General features: G+C 67.7%; 25 protein-coding genes. 11 read left to right on the top strand and 14 right to left on the bottom strand.

Annotation, left to right across the window (positions count from 1 at the left end):
- Positions 1–1,542, top strand: a complete 1,542-nt coding sequence (locus P6281_RS10255; RefSeq protein WP_324738852.1) for a class I adenylate-forming enzyme family protein — start codon at positions 1–3, stop codon at positions 1,540–1,542.
- A gap of 81 nt (positions 1,543–1,623) precedes the next feature.
- Here the strand turns inward: P6281_RS10255 and P6281_RS10260 are convergent, their stop codons facing one another.
- Positions 1,624–2,244 carry a TIGR03085 family metal-binding protein gene (locus tag P6281_RS10260; protein ID WP_008255721.1) on the bottom strand — a complete coding sequence of 207 codons (621 nt, stop codon included), beginning with the start codon at positions 2,242–2,244 and terminating at the stop codon, positions 1,624–1,626.
- A gap of 115 nt (positions 2,245–2,359) precedes the next feature.
- Here P6281_RS10260 and htpG point away from each other — a divergent pair, with 115 nt between their 5' ends.
- The 3 genes from htpG to P6281_RS10275 all read left to right on the top strand — a co-directional run bounded on the left by htpG (position 2,360) and on the right by P6281_RS10275 (position 5,641).
- Positions 2,360–4,294 (top strand): molecular chaperone HtpG, encoded by a 1,935-nt coding sequence (htpG, locus tag P6281_RS10265; RefSeq protein ID WP_008255722.1) that lies wholly within the window; start codon positions 2,360–2,362, stop codon positions 4,292–4,294.
- Positions 4,295–4,363: 69 nt separating this feature from the next.
- Entirely contained in the window at positions 4,364–4,579 is a 216-nt protein-coding gene (locus tag P6281_RS10270) for a hypothetical protein (protein WP_008255723.1), read from the top strand.
- 42 nt (positions 4,580–4,621) lie between these two features.
- Positions 4,622–5,641: a TIGR03617 family F420-dependent LLM class oxidoreductase gene (locus P6281_RS10275; RefSeq protein WP_008255724.1), complete on the top strand. Its 1,020-nt coding sequence runs from the start codon at positions 4,622–4,624 to the stop codon at positions 5,639–5,641.
- 44 nt (positions 5,642–5,685) lie between these two features.
- Here P6281_RS10275 and P6281_RS10280 read toward each other — a convergent pair whose 3' ends face one another.
- The gene (locus P6281_RS10280) at positions 5,686–6,429 is read right to left on the bottom strand and encodes a sensor domain-containing protein (RefSeq protein ID WP_008255725.1); all 744 of its coding nucleotides are present in this window, start codon (positions 6,427–6,429) and stop codon (positions 5,686–5,688) included.
- A gap of 119 nt (positions 6,430–6,548) precedes the next feature.
- On the opposite strand from P6281_RS10280, the gene P6281_RS10285 reads away from it, so the two are divergent.
- Positions 6,549–6,908: a bleomycin resistance protein gene (locus tag P6281_RS10285; protein ID WP_014711398.1), complete on the top strand. Its 360-nt coding sequence runs from the start codon at positions 6,549–6,551 to the stop codon at positions 6,906–6,908.
- Positions 6,909–7,160: 252 nt separating this feature from the next.
- Here the strand turns inward: P6281_RS10285 and P6281_RS10290 are convergent, their stop codons facing one another.
- Positions 7,161–7,553 carry a DoxX family protein gene (locus P6281_RS10290; protein WP_008255727.1) on the bottom strand — a complete coding sequence of 131 codons (393 nt, stop codon included), beginning with the start codon at positions 7,551–7,553 and terminating at the stop codon, positions 7,161–7,163.
- Between the two features lie 29 nt (positions 7,554–7,582).
- Positions 7,583–8,713, bottom strand: a complete 1,131-nt coding sequence (locus tag P6281_RS10295) for an NDMA-dependent alcohol dehydrogenase (RefSeq protein ID WP_065508046.1) — start codon at positions 8,711–8,713, stop codon at positions 7,583–7,585.
- 151 nt (positions 8,714–8,864) lie between these two features.
- On the opposite strand from P6281_RS10295, the gene P6281_RS10300 reads away from it, so the two are divergent.
- The gene (locus P6281_RS10300) at positions 8,865–10,040 is read left to right on the top strand and encodes a thiolase family protein (RefSeq protein WP_009952300.1); all 1,176 of its coding nucleotides are present in this window, start codon (positions 8,865–8,867) and stop codon (positions 10,038–10,040) included.
- A gap of 51 nt (positions 10,041–10,091) precedes the next feature.
- Here the strand turns inward: P6281_RS10300 and P6281_RS10305 are convergent, their stop codons facing one another.
- Complete coding sequence (locus tag P6281_RS10305; protein ID WP_009952298.1) at positions 10,092–10,679, bottom strand: hypothetical protein; 588 nt, start codon at positions 10,677–10,679, stop codon at positions 10,092–10,094.
- 146 nt (positions 10,680–10,825) lie between these two features.
- On the opposite strand from P6281_RS10305, the gene P6281_RS10310 reads away from it, so the two are divergent.
- Positions 10,826–11,554, top strand: a complete 729-nt coding sequence (locus tag P6281_RS10310) for a 3'(2'),5'-bisphosphate nucleotidase CysQ (protein WP_008255731.1) — start codon at positions 10,826–10,828, stop codon at positions 11,552–11,554.
- 31 nt (positions 11,555–11,585) lie between these two features.
- On the opposite strand, the gene P6281_RS10315 is transcribed toward P6281_RS10310, so the two are convergent.
- From P6281_RS10315 to P6281_RS10340, 6 genes are all read right to left on the bottom strand, one after another.
- The gene (locus tag P6281_RS10315; protein WP_014941722.1) at positions 11,586–13,130 is read right to left on the bottom strand and encodes a multicopper oxidase family protein; all 1,545 of its coding nucleotides are present in this window, start codon (positions 13,128–13,130) and stop codon (positions 11,586–11,588) included.
- Complete coding sequence (locus tag P6281_RS10320; RefSeq protein ID WP_009952293.1) at positions 13,127–13,552, bottom strand: hypothetical protein; 426 nt, start codon at positions 13,550–13,552, stop codon at positions 13,127–13,129. Before P6281_RS10320 ends, P6281_RS10315 begins: the two co-directional genes overlap by 4 nt.
- A complete protein-coding gene (locus P6281_RS10325) occupies positions 13,549–13,917 on the bottom strand; it encodes a DoxX family protein (RefSeq protein WP_009952292.1) in 369 nt (122 codons plus the stop codon). The genes P6281_RS10320 and P6281_RS10325 overlap by 4 nt, the downstream gene beginning before the upstream one ends.
- 19 nt (positions 13,918–13,936) lie before the next feature.
- A complete protein-coding gene (locus tag P6281_RS10330) occupies positions 13,937–14,653 on the bottom strand; it encodes an NAD(P)-dependent oxidoreductase (RefSeq protein WP_009952291.1) in 717 nt (238 codons plus the stop codon).
- A gap of 203 nt (positions 14,654–14,856) precedes the next feature.
- The gene (locus tag P6281_RS10335) at positions 14,857–15,342 is read right to left on the bottom strand and encodes a MarR family winged helix-turn-helix transcriptional regulator (RefSeq protein WP_009952290.1); all 486 of its coding nucleotides are present in this window, start codon (positions 15,340–15,342) and stop codon (positions 14,857–14,859) included.
- A gap of 139 nt (positions 15,343–15,481) precedes the next feature.
- Entirely contained in the window at positions 15,482–16,387 is a 906-nt protein-coding gene (locus tag P6281_RS10340; protein WP_008255736.1) for a haloalkane dehalogenase, read from the bottom strand.
- A 111-nt stretch (positions 16,388–16,498) separates the two neighbouring features.
- Between P6281_RS10340 and P6281_RS10345 the strand changes: the two genes are divergently transcribed.
- Complete coding sequence (locus tag P6281_RS10345; protein ID WP_324738857.1) at positions 16,499–17,227, top strand: DUF2652 domain-containing protein; 729 nt, start codon at positions 16,499–16,501, stop codon at positions 17,225–17,227.
- 11 nt (positions 17,228–17,238) lie between these two features.
- Here P6281_RS10345 and P6281_RS10350 read toward each other — a convergent pair whose 3' ends face one another.
- Complete coding sequence (locus tag P6281_RS10350; RefSeq protein ID WP_442757124.1) at positions 17,239–18,378, bottom strand: MalY/PatB family protein; 1,140 nt, start codon at positions 18,376–18,378, stop codon at positions 17,239–17,241.
- Between the two features lie 66 nt (positions 18,379–18,444).
- Complete coding sequence (locus P6281_RS10355) at positions 18,445–19,539, bottom strand: NAD(P)H-dependent amine dehydrogenase family protein (RefSeq protein ID WP_038535901.1); 1,095 nt, start codon at positions 19,537–19,539, stop codon at positions 18,445–18,447.
- Between the two features lie 151 nt (positions 19,540–19,690).
- On the opposite strand from P6281_RS10355, the gene P6281_RS10360 reads away from it, so the two are divergent.
- The 3 genes from P6281_RS10360 to P6281_RS10370 are packed head-to-tail and all read left to right on the top strand — an operon-like array spanning position 19,691 to position 22,136.
- Entirely contained in the window at positions 19,691–20,023 is a 333-nt protein-coding gene (locus tag P6281_RS10360) for a hypothetical protein (protein ID WP_051473039.1), read from the top strand.
- 13 nt (positions 20,024–20,036) lie between these two features.
- On the top strand, positions 20,037–21,116 hold the full coding sequence (locus P6281_RS10365) for an NAD(P)H-dependent amine dehydrogenase family protein (protein ID WP_201407402.1): 1,080 nt from the start codon (positions 20,037–20,039) through the stop codon (positions 21,114–21,116).
- A 45-nt stretch (positions 21,117–21,161) separates the two neighbouring features.
- Positions 21,162–22,136: an LLM class flavin-dependent oxidoreductase gene (locus P6281_RS10370; protein ID WP_324738862.1), complete on the top strand. Its 975-nt coding sequence runs from the start codon at positions 21,162–21,164 to the stop codon at positions 22,134–22,136.
- 70 nt (positions 22,137–22,206) lie between these two features.
- Here P6281_RS10370 and P6281_RS10375 read toward each other — a convergent pair whose 3' ends face one another.
- Positions 22,207–22,995, bottom strand: coding sequence for a spirocyclase AveC family protein (locus P6281_RS10375; protein WP_065498899.1), 789 nt, complete (start codon positions 22,993–22,995; stop codon positions 22,207–22,209).
- Positions 22,996–23,071 lie beyond the last annotated feature (76 nt).

A 23,071-nucleotide genomic window follows, 5' to 3' on the forward strand; every position in this document is an offset into this window, starting at 1 on the left:
TTGGCTGGCGCCGGCACGTTCTGGGCGTTGATTGCCGATGCGGCGCAACGTGGATCGAACCGGCCGCTTCTCGCCGACGAGCACGGTCGCAGCCTGACCGCACGCCAGCTCCACGACGCCGCGTGCGCCACCGCCGCCGCCTTCGCCGAACGGGGTGTCCGCGCGGGGACCGTGGTGTCCTGGCAGCTGCCCACCACCCTGGAAACCCTGGTGGTGATGTCCGCGCTGGCCCGGCTGGGCGCGGTGCAAAACCCGATCATCCCGTTGCTGCGCGAGAGCGAAGTCGGCTTCATCACCGGCCAGTTGAACACCGAATTCCTTGTGGCACCGGATGTTTGGCGCGGCTTCGACCATGGCGGCCTGGCCCGCGAGTTGGCGCGGGACAAGGGTTTTGAGGTCATCACCCTCGACCTGGACACGCCTCCGTCCGGCGAGCTGCGGCTGCCCGGCGCCCACCACGGCTCCCTGCCCGCGCCCCCACGATCGGCCGACGACGCCCGCTGGGTCTACTACTCCTCCGGGACCACCGCGGACCCCAAAGGGATCCGCCACACCGATACCTCGGTCATCGCCGGCTCGGCGGGGGTGGTGGGCATGGTCGGGGCCACGAGCAGCGACGTGGACCCCATCGCCTTCCCGATCGCTCACATCGGCGGGGCGGCGATGCTGGCGACGGCCCTGCTGACCGGCATGCGGCTGGCGCTGTTCGCGTCGTTCGACCCCGCGACGACGCCGCTGGCCATCGCCGCCCACAACCCGACGTTCCTGGGCACCGCCACCCCGTTCTTCGTGGCGTTCCTGGAAGCCCAACGCGCCCACGGTGATCGGCCGTTGTTTCCGTCCGTGCGGGGTGGCCTGGCGGGAGGCGCGCCCATCACCGCCGAACTCGGACGGCAGGTCCGGGAGACCTTCGGCATCGCCGGGATCGCCAACGCGTGGGGGATGACCGAGTTTCCGTGTGCGACTTCGCCGCCCCTGACCGCCTCGCCGGAGGTGCTCGACCACACCGTCGGCCCGCCGGTGCCCGGGGTCAAGGTTCGCGTGGTCGACAACTACGAGGTCGAACTGGGCGCCGGCCAGGAGGGGGAGCTGCGACTCAAGGGCCCCCAATGTTTCCTCGGTTACGCCGATCCTTCGCTGGACGCCGAGGCTTTCGACAACGACGGGTGGCTGCGCACAGGCGATCTCGGCCTGATCGATGCGGACGGCAACGTCCGCGTCACGGGTCGCACCAAAGACGCGATCATCCGCAACGCGGAGAACATCTCCGCCCTCGAGATCGAAAATGCGCTCGCGACCCATCCCGCCGTCGCCGACGTCGCCGTCATCGGGATCCCCGACCCGCGCACCGGCGAACGCGTCTGCGCCGTCGTGGTGCCCGCCACCGCCGACGGTGTGACTTTGGAATCCCTTGTGCAACACTGCCAATCGCGGGGGCTGAGCCGTTACAAGCACCCCGAACATCTCGTGGTCGTCGACGCGCTCCCGCGCAATCAATTCGGCAAGGTGATCAAAAAGGACCTGCGCGCGGCGTTTGGCTGACCTTCCCTATTCGCGCACGTGTAACGCCACGGCGAGATTCCGCTGAATTTTTCGCCGTGGCGTTACGCCCGCGGCGCGATGCTATAACCCCTTGGGCGCGTCGCGAACCGCCTGCACGGCCGCGGCGTCGCCGTCGAACTCGACCTGCGCCGCGCGCCCGACGGAGAACAGCAACAGCTCGGCGGGCGCGCCGGTCACCGTGACCGCCGGACCCTGACCGGCGGTGAGCAACGTCTTGCCCTCCGGGGTGCGCAGCGCCACCCGGGCGGGCACCTTGGCGAGCGTCATCCGGGCCATCAGCGGCAGGGTGCGGCGCAGCATCGTGCTCAGCGCGGGCTCCAGCGCGCGCGGCTGCCAGCCCGGCTGCGCGCGGCGCACGTCCTCGTGATGGATGAACATCTCGGCGACGTTGGCGACCGGGTCGAGCAGCTTGAGCGGGGAGTAGACCGGCGGGCCGGCGGCGACCTTGCCGACCAGCTCGTCCCACTCGTTTCGCTCGCTCACCTGGTTTTGCACCTTGGCGGTGTGGGAGGCGAAGAACGGGATCAGGATGCCCGGGGCGGCGTCGGGCCGATACTCCCGGATCACCAGGTGGGCGGCCAGGTCCCGCGTCGTCCAGCCCTCGCACAGGGTGGGAGCGTCCGGACCGACCTCGCGCATGGTGTCCACCAGGGCGGCGCGTTCGCGTTGAGCAACAGACATGGGTTCAGCGTAGAGCCGGTCACCCCCGAAGAGGACGGGTCCACCACACACCGACGGCCGGCGGCTCGGTAAATTTGAGACCGTCCGGCCCTGGAAAGGAGATATAGGAGAAGTCATGAACGCGCGCGTCGAGCAGTTGGAGTTTCAGGCAGAGGCTCGGCAACTGCTGGATCTGATGGTCCACTCCGTCTACTCCAACAAGGACTCGTTCCTGCGGGAGCTGATCTCCAACGCCTCCGACGCGTTGGACAAGCTGCGGCTCGAAGCGTTCCGCAACAAGGACCTCGACGTCGACACCTCCGACCTGCACATCGAGATCGACGTCGACCACCAGGCGCGCACCCTGACCATCCGCGACAACGGCATCGGCATGACCCGCGCCGAAGTGGTCGACCTGATCGGGACGCTGGCCAAGTCGGGCACCGCCGAGCTGCGCCAGCAACTCCGCGAGGCCAAGAACGCCAAGAACGAGGCCGCGTCGGAGGAACTCATCGGCCAGTTCGGCATCGGCTTCTATTCGAGCTTCATGGTGGCCGACAAGGTCGAACTGCTGACCCGTAAGGCCGGCGAGAGCGACGCCACTAAATGGGAATCGAGCGGCGAGGGCACGTACACGATCGAATCGATCGACGATGCGCCGCAGGGGACGTCGGTCATCCTGCACCTCAAGCCCGAAGACGCCGAGGACGAGCTGCACGACTACACCTCGGAGTTCAAGCTCCGGGGTCTGGTCAAGAAGTACTCCGACTTCATCGCCTGGCCCATCCGCATGCAGGTCGAGCGCCGGGAACCGGCCAGCGAGGAGGGCGGCGAGGAGACCGTCACCATCGAGACCGAGACCCTCAACTCGATGAAGGCCCTGTGGGCCAGGCCCAAAGACGAGGTCTCCGAGGAGGAATACAAGGAGTTCTACAAGCACATCGCGCACGCCTGGGACGACCCGCTCGAGGTCATTGCGATGAAGGCCGAAGGCACCTTCGAATACCAGGCGCTGCTGTTCATTCCGTCGCACGCGCCGTTCGATCTGTTCAACCGCGACGCCCAGACCGGCATCCAGCTCTACGTCAAGCGCGTGTTCATCATGGGCGACTGCGATCAGCTCATGCCCGAATACCTGCGCTTCGTCAAGGGTGTGGTCGACGCGCAGGACATGTCGCTCAACGTTTCTCGCGAGATCCTGCAACAGGATCGGCAGATCAAAGCCATCCGGCGACGGTTGACGAAGAAGGTCCTGTCCACCATCAAGGATCTGCAGTCCGAGCGCCCCGACGACTATCGGACCTTCTGGACCCAATTCGGCCGCGTCGTCAAGGAAGGTCTGCTGTCGGACTTCGACAACCAGGAGACGCTGCTGCAGATCTCCTCGTTCGCCTCGACGCACAGCGAGGAGGAAGCCACCACGCTCGCCCAGTACGTGGAGCGCATGAAGGACGGCCAGACGCAGATCTTCTACGCCACGGGGGAGACGCGTCAGCAGATCCTGAAGTCGCCGCACCTCGAGGCGTTCAAAGCCAAGGGCTACGAGGTGCTGCTGCTCACCGACCCGGTCGACGAGGTCTGGGTGGGAACGGTGACCGAATTCGACGGCAAGCCGCTGCAGTCGATCGCCAAGGGCGAGGTGGACCTGAGCGCCGAGGGCGACGAGAGCGAGGCCGAGCGCGAAGAGCAGCAGAAGGAATTCGCCGATTTGCTCGCCTGGATGAAGGACACCCTCGCCGATCACGTCAAGGAGGTTCGGCTCTCCACTCGGCTCACCGACTCGCCCGCCTGCCTGATCACCGACGCGTTCGGGATCACGCCCGCGCTCGCGCGCCTCTACCGCGCCTCGGGGCAGGACATCCCGGTGGGCAAGCGGATCCTCGAGCTCAATCCGAACCACCCGCTGGTCACGGGCCTTCGCCAGGCACACCAGGACCGCAGCGACGACCCGTCCATCGCTGAGACCGCCGAATTGCTCTACGGCACAGCGCTTCTCGCCGAGGGCGGCGCGCTCGACGATCCGGCGCGGTTTGCCGAGATGCTGGCCGATCGGTTGGCCCGCACGGTGTAGGCCGGGCTTGGGCGCCGGATGCCGAAGTTTTTCGGATTGAAACGCCGCGGGTGGGGATAATTAGGTCCCATGGCTGAGTTCCGCGTCATCGACCCTCACGGGCGGGTGGTCGCGACGAAGAATTTCGCCAACGCCGAGGCCGCGCACGCATGGTTCGTCCACTCGGTCGGCGGCAACACCGAGCTGGGCTGGCGCATGGAGGTCAACGACGACGGGCAGTGGGCCTTCTTCGATGACACCGAAGGCTTTACCGCCCCGGTGAGCCGACGGCCGACGAAGCGCTGAATCAACGATCGTCGCGCGCGGCCGGCCACGTAGGCTCCCACCATGCATGTCGACGCGATGACGACGCCCCAGCCGCTCGCTCAAATCGGCGAACTTGCCCGCCGGACCCAATCCGCCGGCTTCTCCGGTTTGTTGTTCACCGAGACGGGCCGCACCGCCTACCTGAACGCCGCGGTCGCGTCGCAGGCCGCGCCCGGTCTCGAGCTGTCCACGGGTGTCGCGGTGGCGTTCCCGCGCAGCCCCTTCGTCACCGCCGCCGCGGCGTGGGAACTGCAGGAAGCGACCGAGGGAAAGTTCCGGCTGGGTTTGGGAACTCAGGTGCGCACCCACGTCGTGCGGCGCTACGGCACGGCCTTCGAACGGCCCGGGCCGCGGCTGCGCGACTACCTGCTCGCCGTGAAGGCGTGTTTCGCGGCCTTTCGCTCCGGGACGCTCGACCACCACGGCGACTTCTACGATCTCGACTTCATCACCCCGCAGTGGAGCCCGGGACCCATCGGCGCTGTCGACCCGAAAGTCGATATCGCGGCGGTGAATCCGTGGATGCTGCGGATGGCCGGCGAGGTGGCCGACGGGGTGCACGTCCACCCGATCGGCGAACCGGGATACCTGGCCCGCCACGTCCTGCCGACGGTCGCCGAAGGGGCGGCCAAGGCCGGGCGTTCGGTGTCGGACCTCGCGATCATCGTGCCCGTCATGACGATCGTCGGTGACAGCGACGAGGAGCGCGACAAGCAGCGCGAAGTCGTGCGCGCCAGCATGGCGTTCTACGGAAGCACGCCCAACTACGCGTTCATCTGGGACGAGGCCGGTTTCGAGGGCACGACCGCCCGGATCCGGGAGAAACAAAAGGCCGGAGACTTCGCCGGCATGGCCGCCCAGGTCAGCGACGACCACATCGCCGTCTTCGCCACCGAGTCCAGCTGGGACGGCCTGGCCGACGCGTTGACCGACAAATACGCCGGCATGGCAACGCGTTTGGTGATGTACAACTCCGTGGCCGACCAGGACCGCTTCGAGCGCTACGGCGAGGTGGCGCGGCGGATACGGCACCGCCAATAGCGTTACGGCAGAAGGCTATCGGGGCCGTCGAGCATCGGAGTCCGCTACTGTTTGTCGACCTTCGCGGCGATCTGATTGGCGATGTTGACGCCGAGGTCCCCGACATCCTTGCGGCACACGTCGACGTCGATGACGACGTTGCGGCGGGCGGTCAGCGCCCGCTGACAGGGCATCGTGACGTTCGTGCCGTCCCCGTTGACGGTCACGATCACCGACGTGCTCAGCACCCCATTGGCGTTGGACACCTGCCTCACCTTCCACTGAAGCTCGGGGTGGGTGCCGTCGGCGGGGACGGTGTCCTGGCGGTTGGCGCAGGCGGGCCAGCGCTGAGATGACGTGGAGAAGAAGGCGTTCGCCTGCTCGGGGGAGGGATACAACACCACGAACTGGTAGACGTCGGGGCTTTCCAATTGGTTGCCGCGGGGCGGCGTCGGTGCGATGTCGTGGTAGCCGTACACGCCGGTGCTTCCGCTGTCGGCGTATTCGGACGCCAATCCGGCATGGATCGTGTACTTGCATTCGGGCGGAAAGGTGTAGTCGGTGCGGTGCACCGGGTCCTCGCCGAGGTTGGTGAACGGCGGGTCGCTCGTCGTTCCCCGGGTGCCCAGCGCGCTGTCGATGTCGTCGGGGCTGAGCATCAGGTCGGGCAGCGCGGCCTTCGCGAGGGGAGTCTTGGGCGACGCCGTGGTGGTCGTGCTCGACGACGCCGCGGTGTCGCCTGCGCTGCTGTCACCGCACCCGGCGACCAGTAGCCCGGCGACGGCGACGGCGGCAGTTAGCTGGCGCATGGTGGGTGCCCTTCCTGCTTGAGCCGACTCCTCAGGGGTCGTTTGCGGTGGAGCATACGACAGCACTGGCCGCGGCGCGCCGGTTCGGCGCGAAGCGCTATCTTCGCGGGGTGTCCGCAGTGAACTTCGCGTCCGTCGCGCCGATCGTCCCCGTTCGGAATCTCGATGTCGCCCTGGACCGCTACCGGCGGCTCGGGTTCGACGCGCGCGCATACGACGGCCCGGACCGCTACGGCTTCGTCGACCGCGGGTCGGTGTCGCTGCACCTCACCGAGTGGGACGAACACGACCCGTTGCGCACCGCCGCGAGCGTGTACTTCTACGTCAGCGACGCCGACGCGCTGCACGCCGAGTGGTCCGCGCTGGAGAATCTCGAGGGCCGCTTGATCGCGCCGCAGGACACGCCCTACGGATTGCGGGAGTTCGCCTATGTCGATCCCGACGGGACCGCGCACCGGGTCGGCTCGCCCCTGACCTGATCTTCGGCCGTCGCGCCGGCTTCGTGGCGCAGTGGTCACAGGCGCAACACGCGTCCCTCCGCCGGGCGACAGACGAAATGCCCACCTCCGAGCGACAATCCGAGCGGGAGCGGCGGGACACCGCCCCAACACCGGACCACCCCGCGCGGTTGTCGCTCGGAGGTGGGCATTTGCGGTCATCCTCCCCGGGCGGCGCCAAAGCTCCCTACGTGACGGCCGTGGTCAACAAGCGGTGATGCCGCGACGCGCGCGTCAGCTCTCGCGCCGGATCCTGAGCGCGGTGGTGATCATGGGAATCTGCAGCGGCAGCCGGGCCAGGGCCACGATCCGCATCGCCCACGGCTTGTCCCACCACAACCGGACCATGTTGACGTTGCCCGGGAAGACCCCGACGAACAGGGCGACGGCGGCCAGCGCGGCGGTTCGCCGGGTGCGTCGCGGCACCAGCAGCGCCCCGATCGCCAGCTCGGCCACTCCCGACCCGTAGGTGTACAGCCGCGGGCTGCCGGGCAGTTCGACGGGGATGATCGAGTCGAACGGTTTGGGCGCCACGAAGTGCAGGGTGCCGATGCCGAGCAGCATCGCCGCGACGCGGAAGGCGAGTCGCTGGGTGGCGTCACGGCCGGCGAGGGGTCTCGTTGTCATGGAGACATTGTGCCCATTGCGGCCACGGCCTACCCGCGGTCGGCGTCGGTGTAGCGGATGATGCCGCGAATGTTGCGCCCCTCGAGCATGTCCCGATAGCCGTCGTTGATCTGCTCGAGGGTGTACTCCCGCGTGACCATGTCGTCGAGATTGAGCTGCCCCAGCTTGTACAACTCGAGGATCGCCGGGATGTCGTACTGGGGATTGCCGCCACCAAAAATGCTGCCCTGCAAGCTCTTCTGCAGCAGCGAGAGCCCGGCGAGGTTGAGGGTGACGTCGTTGGCCAACACGCTGGCCATGCCGGTGAGGCAACATACTCCGCCCTTGGCCGTCAGCGCCATCCACGACTCGACGTCTTTGCCCTCCACGTGGCCCACGGTGACGATTACCTTGCGGCACATCATGCCTCGCGTCGCCTCGGCAATTCCGGCCGCGGCGCTGCCCACGTCCGCGAAAGCCGCTGTGGCGCCGAACTTGAGCGCCTGCTCGCGCTTCCATTCGTAGGGATCGACGGCGAATATCCGTCGGGCCCCGGCGATGCGGGCGCCCTGCAGCGCGGCGACGCCGACGCCGCCGATGCCGATGACAGCGACGTCCTCACCCGGTGCGACCGCCGCGCTGCGCACCGCCGAGCCGTAGCCGGTGGTCACCCCGCAGCCCACCAGGCAGGCCACGTCGAACGGGATCGCGGGATCGATTTTGACCACCGAGGTCTGGTGCACCACCGCGTACGGCGCGAACGTCCCCAGCAGTGACATCGGGATGACGTCGCGGCCCCGCGCGGTGACCCGAAACGATCCGTCGGACACCGATTGACCCGACAGCAATCCCATGCCCAGGTCGCACAGGTTGCGCAGCCCCGTCTGGCACGGCGTGCACTTGCCGCAGGAGGGGATGAACGACATGACCACGTGGTCGCCGACGGCTAGGTGCTCGACACCGTCGCCGACCTCGGTGATGATGCCGGCGCCCTCGTGCCCGCCGAGCACCGGGAAGCAGGGGATGGGGAAGTCACCGGTCAGCAGGTGGTGGTCGGAGTGGCACAACCCTGCCGTCTCCAACCGGACCGTCACCTCGCCGGGGCGGGGATCGCCGATCTCGATCTCGTCGATCACCCAGGGTTCGTTGAGATCCCAGATCAGGGCGCCTTTGGTTTTCAACGGGGAGGCCTCCTGAACGTGTACTAACCGCTTAATTGTTAGCGCGGTCACAGACCGGCCCCCACCGAACTTAGACCAATACTATTGTCTATACAGTATTTGAAACGATTCGCCGCGACTGAACGCCGCCAGACCGCTCGAGGTTGAAAACATGGGTACACCCGTCATCGTTGGAGCCGTCCGAACGGCGATCGGCCGTTCCTTCAAGGGGACGCTGGTCAACACGCCGCCCGAGACGCTGATCACCGCGGTGCTTCCCGAGGTGGTGCGCCGGTCCGGTGTGGACCCGGCTGCCATCGACGACATCATTTTCGCCGAATCCCATTACGGGGGCGGCGATCTCGCGCGGTATGCGGCCACCGCGACCGGCCTCGAGCATGTCCCCGGTCAATCGGTCAACCGGCATTGCGCGGGCAGCCTCACCGCGATCGGCAACGCGGCGGCGCAGATCGGTTCCGGCATGGAGCGGGTGCTGATCGCCGGCGGCGTGCAGTCGCTGTCGATGACGCCGCTGACCAACTGGCGCATCCCCGGACCCGAGCTGAAGTTCGAGGAGCGGTGGATGCCGCCGACGCACGTCGAGACGCCCGACGCGCCGGCCAAGGACATGTCGATCACGGTCGGCTGGAACACCGCCCAGACCGTCGGCATCACGCGCGAAGAGATGGACGCGTGGGCGGCCCGCTCGCACCAGCGCGCCGTCGCGGCCCAGGACGCGGGCAAGTTCGTCGATGAGATCCTGCCCCTGAAGATTTCGCAGGCGGACGGTTCGGTCATCGAGTTCGCCGTCGACGAACACCCCCGCCGTGACACCACCGTCGAAAAGCTGGCCGGCCTCAAGGTATTGCACCCCGAGATCGAGGGCTTCTCGATCACGGCGGGCAACAGCAGCGGCACCAACGACGCCGCGGCCGCGGTCGCGCTGGTCGACCGCGAGTACGCCGACGCGGAGAAGCTCAACGTGATGGGCACGGTCAGGGCGTGGGCCGCCGCGGGCGTGCCGCCGCGGGACTGCGGCCTGGGTGCGGTCAAGGTCATCGGAAAGGTGTTGCAGCGCGCCGGGTTGTCGCCCGGCGACGTGGCGCTGTGGGAGATCAACGAGGCGTTCGCGTCCGTGCCGATCGCGGCGTGCCGGGAATACGGCCTCGACGAGGAGAAGGTGAACTTCTCCGGTAGCGGCTGCAGCCTGGGCCACCCGATCGCGGCCTCCGGCGCGCGCATGGTGACCACGCTGGCCTACGAGCTGGCCCGCCGCGGCGGCGGCATCGGCGTCGCGGCGATGTGCGCCGGCGGCGGCCAGGGCGGCGCTGTCGTCATCGAGGTCTAGCGGCGATCGCGAGGGCGGCAAAGCGGGTCGCCGCCATCAGGTCTAGCGGCGTCAGTTACAGAACGTGTAGCCGATGAACTGGGTGCCGCGCGTGTCGCCGCTGGCGTAGTTGGCGAAGTGCACGGCCGGTTTTCCGTCGTACTGCGTGTTCATCTGCTGCACGGACGGCGGCGGGACGTCTTTGGGGAAGGCCAGGATCATGTCGGCGAAAATCTCCAGGCCGGCCTGGCAGATGGCTTCGCGCCGGGGCGGCTGTGGATTCCACGCGTGCACCACGACCGGCTCGGTCAGCTGAGATCCCGTCGCGCAATTCGGGTCGCAGAGCTTGAACACGGCCGTGCCGGTTCCGTCGGCGCCCTGCGGTCCCCAGGAGTTCCACGACATGTCCTGCAGCGCAACCGCCACGCTGGCGCACCCCAGAACGTTGAGCTTCTTGGGACGCGCGACCGGAGGGACGGACGGGTTGTAGCAGCCGGGGATGGCGAAGCTCTCCGGTGCCGACGGCGGTGGGCTGGTGGTGGGACCCGTCGCGCTGTGGTTGCCTTCGGTTACGCGCACCCCCACGACGGCCAAAACCCCGACCAGCACGACCGCCGCGATGCCGATCGCGATCAAACGCCCCCGCGAGATGTGCCGCAACCGCCTCGATGTAGGGACGTTGGCGTTGCCGCTCACAACCACCAGATTACGGACCAGTTTCTGGTCGGGGGTGGCAACCCGCGATGGCTTCTCAGGGTAAAGTTGGTCATCGCTGCCAACTTATCGAGGATTCCGTGGAGGCGCCGATGAATGACCATGACCTGGCCGCGCGGTTGGCCACCGACGCGGGCCAGCTGCTGCTCGGGGTCCGGCAGGAGTTCGCCGACGCGGAAGCGAACGAACGGAAAGCCGCGGGGGACAAGCGATCCCACGACTTTCTGATGGCTGCGCTCGCCGCGCAGCGCCCCGGCGACGCGGTGCTGTCCGAGGAGGGCGCCGACAACCCGGTGCGGTTGCGCGCGGAGCGCGTCTGGATCGTCGATCCGCTGGACGGGACGCGGGAGTTCTCCGAGCTCGGGCGCGACGACTGGGCGGTGCACGTCGCGTTGTGGGAGGCCGGCGAGCTGGTTGCCGGCGCCGTGGCGCTGCCGGCGCAGGGCATCACGTTCGCCACGCCCGACATCGCGTCGCCTCCGGCGGCGCCGGGCAAGCCGCGGATCGTGGTCTCGCGCACCCGCCCGCCCGCCATCGCGCTGAACGTCCGGGACGCGCTGGACGGCGTTCTGGTCGAAATGGGTTCGGCCGGCGCCAAGGTGGCGTCGATCGTCCAGGGCTTGTCCGATGTGTACGTGCACGCCGGCGGGCAGTATGAATGGGACTCCGCGGCCCCGGTGGCGGTGGCGCGCGCCGCGGGGCTGCACACCTCCCGCATCGACGGGTCCGCTCTGGCCTACAACCAGCCGGACCCGAAGCTGCCGGACCTCGTGGTGTGTCGTCCCGAGCTCGCGGAGGCCGTACTCGCGGTTACCGGCTGACCGGCCGCGCCGGCCTGCGTCCAGGGGACTGCTAGACCGTGACGAAATCCGCCATCATGGCCATGTCCTCGTGCTCGAGGTTGTGGCAGTGGACCAGATAGGTTCCGCGATAGTCGGTGAACCGCACGATCACTTCCACGGCTTCGGCCGGGGCCACGTCGACGGTGTCTTTCCAACCGTGATCGAAGCGCCCGGGCGGCTTGTTGTTGCGCGACAAGACTTGAAACGGGTTGAGATGGACGTGGATTGGATGCCGGATGTCGGTGATGAAGCGCCAGACTTCGACATCGCCGATGCGCGGCGTCGCAACCGGAGTGCCGGGCTTGTAGGGCTTGTTGTTGATCGTCCACACACCGGCCCGGCCTTGTCCGAACAGAAAGGTGCGGGTGGTCGTGGCACGCCTCCGGTCCAGGGGTGCAACGCTTTCGCTGAGCCGTTCGGGAATGCTTGATTCGTCTGAGCGGTCGGTGCCGAGGACGTCGAAGCGCATGACCTCCGTAGTGGACTGTGCGCCAAGGGTGTTGACGAGCCGTACCCGGGTGCCGCGACGGTAGCGGGAGAAGTCGACGACGACGTCGAAGCGTTCGGCCGGCGCGATGTCGATCGCGTCATGCGTGATCGGACTGCTCAGAAGCCCACCGTCACTTCCGATCTGGGTGAACGGCGGTCCCTCGGGTGGTGGCGGGTCGAGCCGCAATCGGTAGCGGCGGGCGTTGGAGGCGTTGAGTACTCGGAATCGATACCGTGCGGGATCGGTGTCGAGCACGGGCCATGGCGCGCCGTTGACCAGTACGACGTCGCCGAGCACGCCGTTCATATAGGGGGCGGCGACCTCACCGCCGTCGGCGAGCGGGTACTGGAACGAGCCGTCCGCGGCAAACGATCGATCGGTGATCATCAGCGCGATGTCGCGATCACCCTTCGGCAGCGGCAGGGCCAGCTCTTCATCGTCGTGAACGAGGTGAAATCCCGCGAGCCCACGCCAGACGGCTTGGCCGGTGTAGCCCATTCGGTGGTCGTGATACCACAGCGTCGCCGCGCGTTGCTGCATGGGGTAGACGTATTCGCGTTGCCCGACAACGGAATTGCGTGACATTCCCGCCGCCATGCCGCCGTCACCGGGAGTGACCTTCGGGCCCTGTGGTTCGATGAGGTCGAGCGGATAACCGTCACTGTCGGGCGGGGTATGGCCGCCATGAAGGTGCACAGCAACGGGAACGGGCAACGCGTTGTGGTGGCGGATCACGGTGCGCCGACCCGACCGGGAGACGATTGTGGGACCGGGAAAGGTTCCGCCATACGTCCAGGCGTGCGTCGTGAGGCCGGGCAGTATCGGCAGATCGGCGGCGCACTGGGTGATCTCGTAGTAATCGCTTGCGGCGTCGCTGGCGACGGCGGCCAGCCGAATTGGGATCGGCAACCGCGTCCGGTAGAGCGGCGGCAATGGTACCTGGCTGCGCAGCAGCTTGCCGGGCTCGGCGGGACCCAGCGCCAGCTGCGCCGCGGGCCATCCCGCTCCTGCGACACCGACGCCCGCCGTGAGCAAGCCGGCGCGCAGCAGGGTGCGCCGCTTCACGGTGCCACCTCGCCGTCGACGGCGCGCCGAGCCGGCAGCGGGGTGCGCCAAATCACCGTCGCCACTTGGACAATCCCGACGACGAGCAATACGCCCAGCGGAACGTGTACGGCAGTCAGTCGCAGTTCGCCTGCGGCGAACTCGGCGACGAGCAACAACGTCTGCGCCACGCCGCCCAAGAACGCGCCCCGCGGGCCGCCGAGACGCCAGATCCAGGCGAGGATAGCGACTTGCACCGCAGAGGTGAGGGTGATCGCTTTCGCCCCGAGCGAGTGCAGCATCAGCGCGTCGTACTGGCCGCCGAGAAAATTGCCCGCCAAAGTGGCCTGCGCGAGCGCGAGCACCACCATCGATGCGGTGCTGGCACGCGCCAACAGCAGCGGTCCCCGTGTGGTCGGGCCTCGCCGGCCACCGGCGTTCACAGGACCGCCGGGTGTGCTGCAATCGCCACGCCGAGGGCGGCGCAGTTGAGCGCCAGCAGGAATCCGCCGAACATCATCTGGCCCGTGATGTCGTGGGCCAGCACATGGGTGTACACGGCGCACACAAAAAATATGACCAACCCCGCAGCGGCGGCAATGCCTATTGCCGGTATCCACAGGCCCACGATGAGTCCCACGGTTCCCAATGTCTTCAGGGTGCCGATAGGAAACCTCAACCACGACACCGGCACGCCCGCGCTCGCCATCCCGGGCAGAATCGGCGCGAAGTGAACCAGCGCCGCGATACCCGAGAATCCATCGAAGGCGATCGCAGTGAATGTCACGATCAAATATGCGGTGTGCACCGTGTCCTCCCCGGGGAATTCATCTCGTCGGTATCGAGTCAGAGTCTTTGGCCGACAGTGCCTCTCGACGTACCATCTGCCACAGGGTCGGGGTGGACTGGGTCGTCGAGATGACCACGATGCGCCGGAGGGAAGCCGAGTCGGTGACGAGGGAAATCAGATAGTCGGCCAAGTCGATACGTGCGGTGAACGCGCCCACCGGCTCGATGGGTCCGCTGATGTAGTCGGTCGGTTCGGGCAGGTCGAACAGGCCGGAGGGCCGAACGATCGTCCAGTCGAGGCCGCTGCCGCACACGATGGTTTCCATGCGGCGCATGTCGTCGTACACCGTCTTACCGATCGTCGTCCTGATGATGGGGTCGATCAGGCGCAGCAAGCGCGGGGCGTGCAGGCGTCGCGTGGGATGTACCGACGTGGAGCTCACGACGATCAGGCGGCGCGTCCCCGACGCACGCATGGCGTTGACGATGTTGGTCGTTCCGGTCGAATAGGTGTCGACCCGGTGGCGGGCGAAGGGCACCCCGAGCGCCGAGACCACGGCATCGGCCCCTGCGATGGCTGCACGGACGGCGGAGTCGTTCCGCACGTCGGCCGCCACAACCGTCAATTGCGGGTGCGTGATGGGGAATTCGCGTGGATGTCGGGTCACGGCGACCACGGCGTGCCCGGCGGTCAGCGCGCATCTGACGGCGAGTCGGCCCGTTGGCCCGTTGGCTCCGAAGATGACCGTCTTCATCGTTCACTTCCCAATTTGTCACGACTAGTGATTATCACGGTACATGACGATTATGCACGGTGCCAGACTGAATGTAGGGAGACTGAAGCCGCGCTGCACGGCGCCAGCAGCATGGTGTCGTGACTTCGCGCCGTATGGCTTAGGGAATGCGGCCGACGAGCGCATTGCCTCGTCGCGCCCGCCGATTGGTCAATGACCGACGATCACGCCAGTTGGGGATGAACTCCGGGAATGAGCCCTGCCCCCGCGGCGACGCGCTGAAGAAGGCGGCGCAGCGTGTCGCGTTCTTTCGCAGACAGGGGCGCGGCTATTTCGTTTTCGAGGTTGCGGCCCTGCTCATGCAGCGCGGGCAGCAGGCGGCGGGCCTTGGCGGTAAGCGTGACAGCGACCGCGCGCCGATCCTCGGGGCGCGGTAACCGCTTTGCGAGTCCTCGCTGTTCAAGCTGGTCGATGACCACAACCATGGCATTGCGGTGGATCCCGAGGCGTTCGGAGAGCTGACGCTGGGATTGGCCGTCGGCACTAGCGAGTGCCAGCAGAACTGCGTACGTGCGGGGGTCGGCCCCTATCGACGAAAGCCGGCGCTGGAAGTCGCTGCTGATATGGGCGCCGAGTTGCGCGAGGAGAAACGGGATTCGTTCGTCGAGTTCAGCAATGCCGGAGTGATGTTCACTCGGCGGCTTGGCCAACGTCGGCTCCTCGGGTACTGGACTGTTTGCGCCGCAACGCTTTAAGTAGAAGCGTTGCCAGTGCAGGGATTATCATCCTACAAGATCGTCATCGGCCGGTACAGTTTCTCGGCATCCGGCCGCGCGTACTCCCGCCGTCTCAGAGCAGGGCCTGCTGCCACGACAGGACGCGTGCGGCCAGTTCGGGTCCGCGGTCCTCCTGGATGAAGTGGCTGGCGTTGATGCGGGCGTGCGGCTGGCCCGCGGCGCCGGGGATGTGCTTGATCAGCGGGGTGTCCGCTTGCCCGAGGATGGGGTCGCGCGCACCGAAGATGGCCAGGAACGGCTTCTCCCAGCGCCCGAGCGCCTCCCACGCCCTCCTGTTGGCCGGAATCGCCGGATCGCTGGGCGAGGTGGGGACCAACTGGGGGAACGCGCGGGCCCCGGCCTGATATGTCTTGTCCGGGAAGGGGGCGTCATACCCGGCCCGCACCTTCGACGACACCCGGCGGACGGTCCCGGCGCCCACGATGCGTCCCGCCGGCAGCACGGGGGAGTAGCGCGCAAAGGCGCGCCAGGCATGGAAGGCGGGCGGGGTGCGCCGCTGTGCGGTGGGCAGGAAACCGTTGGCCACCACCAGCCGCCCGACGCGGTCGGGCTGCTCGGCGGCGATGCGCAGGCCGATCAACGATCCCCAGTCCTGCACGAGCAACGTGACATCCCACAGATTGAGGTGCTCGAACCACGAGACCACCCATTCCACGTGCCGCTGGTAGGTGTAATCCTCGATGCGGCTGGGCTTGTCCGACCGGCCGAAACCGATCAGGTCGGGTGCCAGCACACGGTTCCCGGCGTCGGTCAGGGGCGTGATCATGGAGCGGTACAGATAGCTCCACGTGGGCTCGCCATGCAGCAGGACGATCGGCGGCCCTTCGATCGGCCCCTCGTCGAGGTAGTGCATGCGCAGCGGCCGGGTGTCGCTCGCCGTGACGTCGAGATAATGCGCTACGAACGGGTAGCCCTCCAGGTTTTCGAAACGGGAGTCCGGGGTTCGCAGCACATGCATATCAGCTCCTCCGGTGAACCGGCACCTCTGCTAGCCTCTCTCGCCGAGGCGCATTCGTCTAGTGGGAGATTCATTGAGCTGGGCCGCGCCGGCCATTAAACTGGCTTATTCATGGCAATTCGGCGCGCGGTTCTGCTCATAGCCGACATCGGCGGTTACACGCACTACATGCAGTGGAACCGGACGCACCTTGCCCACGCCCAGCTGACGGTCGCGGGCCTGCTGGAGTCGGTCATCAACGCCGCCAAGGGGCTGAAGCTGGCCAAGCTCGAGGGCGACGCCGCGTTCTTCTGGGCGCCGGACACCAACGCCAAAGTGGTGGTGTGCGAGCGGCTGTCACGGATGCGCACGTCGTTCGTGGAGCGGCGGGAGCGGATGAAAAACGACATCGCCTGCCAGTGCGCGAGTTGCGCGCAGCTGGAGAAGCTGTCGCTCAAGTTCGTCGTGCACGTGGGCGAGGTGGCGGATCAGAAGGTGAAGCGCCATGTCGAGCTGGCCGGCTTCGATGTAATCCTGGTGCACCGAATGCTGAAAAACATGGTGCCGGTAGCCGAATACGTGCTCATGACCGATCCCGTCGCGGAATGCCTCGACGAGTCGATGCGTGGGCTGTGCACACCCATGCTGCACGTGTTCGACGGCATCGGCGAAACGTCGACGCACTACATCGACCTCGCGTCGTTGCAGGTTCCCGCCGTGGAGTCCGAGCGCAGTTTCTTGCGCCGGCTTGGCGCGACGATGAAGTTGGAGTTCAACACCCTGCCGTTCACCCTGGGCATGCGGGAGCCCGCCGAGGGGTTCCGCAACTTGGGGCGCGGGACCGAAGAAATCTCCGCGTAGCCCCCGTGCCGCTACTGAGCGCCGGCGAGGGCGCGGCCCATGCGCGACAGGGCCTCGGTGAGGATGGCGCGTGAGGTGGCGAAGTTCAGCCGCACGTGCCCGGCTCCGCCAGTGCCGAACACGTGGCCGGAGCTGAGCGCCACCCGGGCGTGCTCGAGGAACCAGCGGGCGGGTCCGGACAGGTCGGCGACCACCGCGAGGCCATCGCTTTCCTCTTCGTCGATACCGAGTGCCCGGCAGTCCAGCCACGCCAGGTAAGTGCCTTGTGGCCATTGATATTTCACGCTGGGCAGCTGCTCGGCGACCAACTCGCCCAGCAGCTTCCGGTTCGCGTCGAGGCCGGACAGCGTCGCGTCGAGCCAGTCGGCGGCGCTGCGGAACGCCTCGGCGTGCGCGATGACGCCGAGATGGCTGGCCCCGTGGCTGACCTCCTCCGGCATCCGGTCCAGGTCGGCGGCCGCCTCCGGCCCGGCGATCGCCACCGCCGCCTTCAGCCCGGACAAATTCCAGGCCTTGGACGCCGACGTCAGGGCGAAGGCGTTCTCCGCTCCGGGGACGGTCAGGAAGGGGGTGAACCGCGATCCCGGCAGGATGACGGGCGCGTGGATCTCGTCGGACACCACGCGGACGCCGTATCCGCGCGCGAGTTCGGCCACCGTGCGCAGCTCCTCGGGCGTGTGCACCGTGCCGGTCGGGTTGTGCGGATTGCACAACAGGTAGGCCACGTTCCCGTGCGTCGCGCGGGCCCGGGAAAAGGCCTCCGCTAACGCGCCCAGATCGATGCGCCCCTCGGCGAGCGGCGCTTCGATCACGCGGCGGCCGTCGTGCGCCACGAACGCGTAAAACGGTGCGTACACAGGGGGATTGACGACGACGGCGTCACCGCGATCGGTGACCAGACGCAACACCTCGACGATGCCGAGCATGACGTCGGGAACGAGCGCGGTGCGGCCCACCTCCAAGTCGTCCCAGTCCCAGCGCCGCGCCGCGAATTCGCTGACCGCCTCCGCCAGCGCCGTGCCGCACGGGTATCCGGTGTCGCCGTCGTCGAGGGCCCTGCGCAGCGCCTCGGCCACCGTCGGCGGCAGGTGCACGTCCATCTCGGCGACCCACAGCGGCAGGACGTCGGCGGGATGCGCCCGCCATTTCATGCTGGTGCGAAGCCGCAACTGCTCGAGCGTGAGCTCTTCGAAGGGATTAAAAGTCACTCGGGCAGATTATGTGGCGAACGCGTGCTTCGGAATCGTCAACGGCAGGTCGACCGAGCTGAGCAATCCCGGCTTCGCGGCAACGACATACGGCACCGCGTTGACGACGCGCATCGCGGTGGCGACCATCGCGCCGGCCCCCGAGGTCATGCCCGCGATCCCGGCCCGGCCGGGATCCCGCAGCGTCGCCGCCAGGGTGCAGTCGAGGTCGGGGTCGCCGGTGATCATGACGCGATAGGACAGGTCGCCGATCCCGATGGGCCAGTCGGGCGCGACGTCGTGGGCGAGCCGGGTGACGTGCTCGATGACGATGGCCTCGCGGCCGTCGACCACCCCGATCGCCTGCATCCGCAGCGCGCCACAGGTTCCGGCCTCGACGGTGCCCATCGCGACTTCCAGCGTCCGGTTGGTGACCGCGCGATCGAAACCCTCACGGACTTCCTGGACTTCGACCCCGAGGGCGTCGGCGATCAACCGGATCTGGCCCTGCCATTCGCCGGCGATCGCGCCGGGAAAGCCGATCCAGGGTTGGTAGTCGAGCGGGCGGCCGAAACCCAGCGCGTCGCTCATGATGTCGGGAACCCCGTAATCGTCGTAGAGGCCGATCTCGAACGAGTGGATCTTTTCGATGACCGACGACTGGGTCGACAGCACCAGCGGCAGGTAGTCGGCGGCGAAGCCCGGCTCGATCCCGGACGCGTACAGCGATGCCTGGCCCCGCTTGGCGGCGGCGACCAATTGGTCGCGCCACTCCGCGGGTTCGTAGGCGTGCGGGTTGACCAGCCGCGTGGTGCTGGTCGTCACGACGTTGATCCCGGCTTCGAGCAGCTTGACGTAGTCCGGGATGGCCAGCGCGTCGCGTTCCGGGCCGCTGGCCGCGTAGATGACGCAGTCCGGCTTCAACGCGATCAGCGCGTCGGCGTCGTTGGTGGCTGCCACGCCTATCGCCTCCCCGCCGGCCAGTTCGCCCGCGTCCTTGCCGACCTTGTCGTCCGAGTGCACCCAGACGCCGGCCAGGTCCAGATTCGGGCGCCGGGCGAGGGCGCGGATGGCGATCGAGCCGATGCCGCCGGTCGCCCACACCACCACGCGATGAGTCGTCATCTCGTTCCTCCTCAAGTCCATATCAGCCGCCGGTCTAAGACCAACGGCCGCCGCGGTTTTCGTGTGTTCGCGACGCGCGGCCGGTCCGGGCGGTCAGGTTTAAGAAAGCAGGCACTATCTTAGCGAACAAATTTTAGGTTAGTCTGCAGCGGTGAGGGCCGAATCCGAGTTTTTCCCGCCTCCGGGCTTCGTGGCCGACGACGTGGGCCGGGCCTGGGACGAGTTGGGCCCGCACCTGGTGCACGACGCGGTGATGGCCGCGTCCTACCGCCCCCATGACGACCCGGTGGCCAGCATCACCCGGGCCGACAGCGTGGACGCACTGCGCGCGGAGGGCGGCCCCTACCGCATCTTCACCACCGCCGAGGCAACCGAGTACGTCCGTGGCGGCCGGCCGCTGCCGCTGCACCCGCGGTGCGGCGGCAGCGCCCCCGACGTCGCCTGGCCCTACCTAGAACGCGCCGCGCGCGCCGCCACCCAATAAAAGGAGAGCACCGGTGTCGATCCAACAGCCCCTGCGTGTCGTCGTGTGGTCCACCGGCGGCGTCGGCAAGGTCGCGATCGACGCCGTCCGCCGGCGCCCGGACCTGGAACTCGTTGGGGTATGGGTACATTCGGCGGACAAGGTCGGCCGGGACGCGGGGGAGCTGGCCGGCGGCGACCCGCTCGGGGTGGCGGCCACCGACGACGCCGAGGCCCTGATCGCGTGCAAGCCGGACTGCGTGGTGTATGCGGCCAGCGGTCCCGAGCGCGACGGGGCGGCGGTGCCCGATTATCTGCGGCTGCTGGCGGCCGGCATCAACGTCGTGTCGACGTCGTCGACCAGCCTGGTGCATCCGCCGTCGTATTTCGCCCCGGACTGGCGCGACCAGCTCGAGGCGGCGGCCACCGCAGGCGGCGCCTCGTTCTACGCGTCGGGCATCTTTCCCGGCTTCGCCTCCGATCAGCTCGCGCTGCTGATGACGACGCAGTCGAAGCGCATCCGGACCATCACGGCCAGCGAGGTCGCGCTCAACGACCACTACCCGGTGGCCGACGTGATGATGAACGGGATGGGATTCGGCCACCCGCTGGAGTTTCAGCCGATGCTCGCCACGCCCGGCTTCATCGAAATGGCTTGGCAGGCACCGATATACCTGATCGCCGGCGGCCTGGGGGTCGAGGTGGAAGAGGTGCGTGGCTCCCTGGACCGACGGTTGGCCGACCGCGACATCGAGGTGGCATTCGGCACCATCAAGGCGGGCACCTGCGGCGCCGTGCGGACCCGGGCGGCGGGCGTGGTGAACGGTCGCGAGGCCATCGTGATCGAACACGTCATCCGGATGGCCCGCGACGTCGCGCCCGATTGGCCGACCTCGGAGTCCGACGCCACCTATCGGGTCGACATCGACGGCGATCCCGACGTCCACTGCGAGATGAGGATGGGGGAGGCCGAAGGCCACGGCGCGGGGCACGCCGCCATGGCGTCGACGGCGATGCGGGTGGTCAACGCGATCCCGTATGTGGTCACCGCACCCGCCGGCCTGCTGAGCTCGCTGGACATTCCGATGACGCTGCCGCTTTACGCCTTCGACTGAAGGTGTAACGTGCATCACCAAGATTAGGCCACCTAGGAGTTTGCCGTGTACACACTGCGCTTCGACATGCGCGATCCCGAATGGGCCGCGGCCCCAACCGATCTGTACGCCGCGGCGCCCGAAATGTCGGCCTGGGCCGAGGAGCACGGCGGTCTTGCCGCCGTGCTGTGTGAGCACCACGGCTCCGAGGACGGGTATTTGCCGTCACCGTTCTTGCTGGCCTCGGCGGTGGCGGCGCGCACGCAGCGCCTGGCGCTGAGCCTGATCCTGATCCTGCCGTTCTACGAGACCGTGCGCCTCGCCGAGGACATGGCGGTCCTGGACATCATCAGCAATGGCCGGGCGTCGTACATCCTGGCCCTGGGCTACCGGCCCGAGGAGTTCGAGCACTTCGGCGTGCCGATCAAGAAGCGCGGTCGCGTCTGCGACGAGAAACTCGCGCTGCTGCGGCGATTGCTCGCCGGTGAAACCGTGATCGAGGACGGGCGGCGGATCACCGTGACGCCGCGCCCGCTGACCCCCGGCGGCCCGGGGCTGATGTGGGGTGGGGGAACGTTGGCGGCGGCCCGCCGGGCCGGCAGGTACGGCCTGGGCATGCTGGGCAACGCCAACGCCCCGGGCATCCGGGAGGCCTATGAGGAGGCCTGCCGCGAGCACGGCCACACGCCGGGCCCCACCATGTTTCCCGACCGCAACACCCCGTCGGTCGTGTTCGTCGCCGACGACGTCGATCGGGCGTGGAAAGAGATCGGCGACCACCTGCTGCACGACGTGCGGACCTACGCCGCGTGGAACCCCGGCGACGAGACGACGGCCGGCTTCTCGCACGTGAACACCGTCGACGAGCTACGCGAGACCGGAACGTCACACGTGATTATCTCTGTTCCCGAGGCGGTTTCGCGGGTGAAGGCCGGTCAGGTGCTCAACCTGTCGCCACTGTGCGGCGGGCTGCCACCGGACATCGCGTGGCCCTATCTCAAGCGGGTGGGCGAGGTCGTGCTGCCCCAATCGTTGTCCTGAGGACGCGTGCCGAACGTGGAGTTGTTGCGCGAAATGGTCGCGATTCCGCGCCACAACTCGACGTTCGTCGCTAGCGCGGTTGGTTGGGGACGCCCGGGAACAGCTCGCCCGCCGGCGGCTCGGTGGTCACCCAGCCGCCCAACTTCGTCGCCAGGTGGGGCGCGAAAACGGCGCCGTAGAGGACGTTTCCGATGACGATCACGGCGACGACGGACAGGATCGAGGAGGTGACCCGGTTCTTCGACCTGTTCTGCGCCCACATCTCGATGACGTTGCGTCCCTGGTCGTCGGTCCGGCCCAGCAGGTAGGTGAAGAGCATCATCTGGATGCCCATCGCCAGCGAGTCGTAGAGCGGGTACTGGTGCAGGGTGCCCTCGCGGATCGCGAGCCCGGGAATCACGCGGCCGTAATAGAACACGCCGAGCTTGGCGCCCAGGAACCCGTTGAAGAACAGCGCCCAGCAGAAGCCGACGACGAGTCCGACCACCAACAGCGTCTGTGGTCTGCGCCAGTTGAACCGGGTGGCCACCCATCGGCCCAGGGCCGCGCCGGTCACGGCCGGCAGCACGAAATAGGAGATGTAGCCGACGGGAACGAACAGCGGCAGCCCGCCCCACGTCATGTTCAGCGGCCACCACGACGGCATCCGGGGGATGGCCGGCGGGAACTGCGCGTACATCGCCCAGTCGTAGGGGGCCTCGATCCACGAGAACGACATCGCCGAGATGCACAGCAGCAGAAGGGGGTGCACGCGCCGCTGGCGCACGCTCAGATAGATCCCGAGGGCGGTGAACGTGATGCCCCCGACGAGCGCGAAATCGCTGGCCGCCTGCATCACCGGCGTCATCTGGGAGCTCACCGGTCGGCCCCTTGACTCCGGCGTGCCTGCGGGTCGAAGCGCAGCACCAGCCCGAAGATCACAACGATCAAGCCGA

Origin of the sequence: Mycobacterium sp. 5-140-3-2 (genome assembly GCF_035666375.1) — a bacterium.
Classification (GTDB): domain Bacteria; phylum Actinomycetota; class Actinomycetes; order Mycobacteriales; family Mycobacteriaceae; genus Mycobacterium; species Mycobacterium intracellulare.

Bases quoted from the DNA above. Each gene is read 5' to 3' on its own strand.
- P6281_RS10260 (WP_008255721.1), bottom strand. From the start codon at position 2,244: ATGTCTGTTGCTCAACGCGAACGCGCCGCCCTGGTGGACACCATGCGC.
- htpG (WP_008255722.1), top strand. From the start codon at position 2,360: ATGAACGCGCGCGTCGAGCAGTTGGAGTTTCAGGCAGAGGCTCGGCAA.
- P6281_RS10270 (WP_008255723.1), top strand. From the start codon at position 4,364: ATGGCTGAGTTCCGCGTCATCGACCCTCACGGGCGGGTGGTCGCGACG.
- P6281_RS10275 (WP_008255724.1), top strand. From the start codon at position 4,622: ATGCATGTCGACGCGATGACGACGCCCCAGCCGCTCGCTCAAATCGGC.
- P6281_RS10280 (WP_008255725.1), bottom strand. From the start codon at position 6,429: ATGCGCCAGCTAACTGCCGCCGTCGCCGTCGCCGGGCTACTGGTCGCC.
- P6281_RS10290 (WP_008255727.1), bottom strand. From the start codon at position 7,553: ATGACAACGAGACCCCTCGCCGGCCGTGACGCCACCCAGCGACTCGCC.
- P6281_RS10300 (WP_009952300.1), top strand. From the start codon at position 8,865: ATGGGTACACCCGTCATCGTTGGAGCCGTCCGAACGGCGATCGGCCGT.
- P6281_RS10310 (WP_008255731.1), top strand. From the start codon at position 10,826: ATGAATGACCATGACCTGGCCGCGCGGTTGGCCACCGACGCGGGCCAG.
- P6281_RS10330 (WP_009952291.1), bottom strand. From the start codon at position 14,653: ATGAAGACGGTCATCTTCGGAGCCAACGGGCCAACGGGCCGACTCGCC.
- P6281_RS10340 (WP_008255736.1), bottom strand. From the start codon at position 16,387: ATGCATGTGCTGCGAACCCCGGACTCCCGTTTCGAAAACCTGGAGGGC.
- P6281_RS10345 (WP_324738857.1), top strand. From the start codon at position 16,499: ATGGCAATTCGGCGCGCGGTTCTGCTCATAGCCGACATCGGCGGTTAC.
- P6281_RS10350 (WP_442757124.1), bottom strand. From the start codon at position 18,378: ATGAAATGGCGGGCGCATCCCGCCGACGTCCTGCCGCTGTGGGTCGCC.
- P6281_RS10355 (WP_038535901.1), bottom strand. From the start codon at position 19,539: ATGACGACTCATCGCGTGGTGGTGTGGGCGACCGGCGGCATCGGCTCG.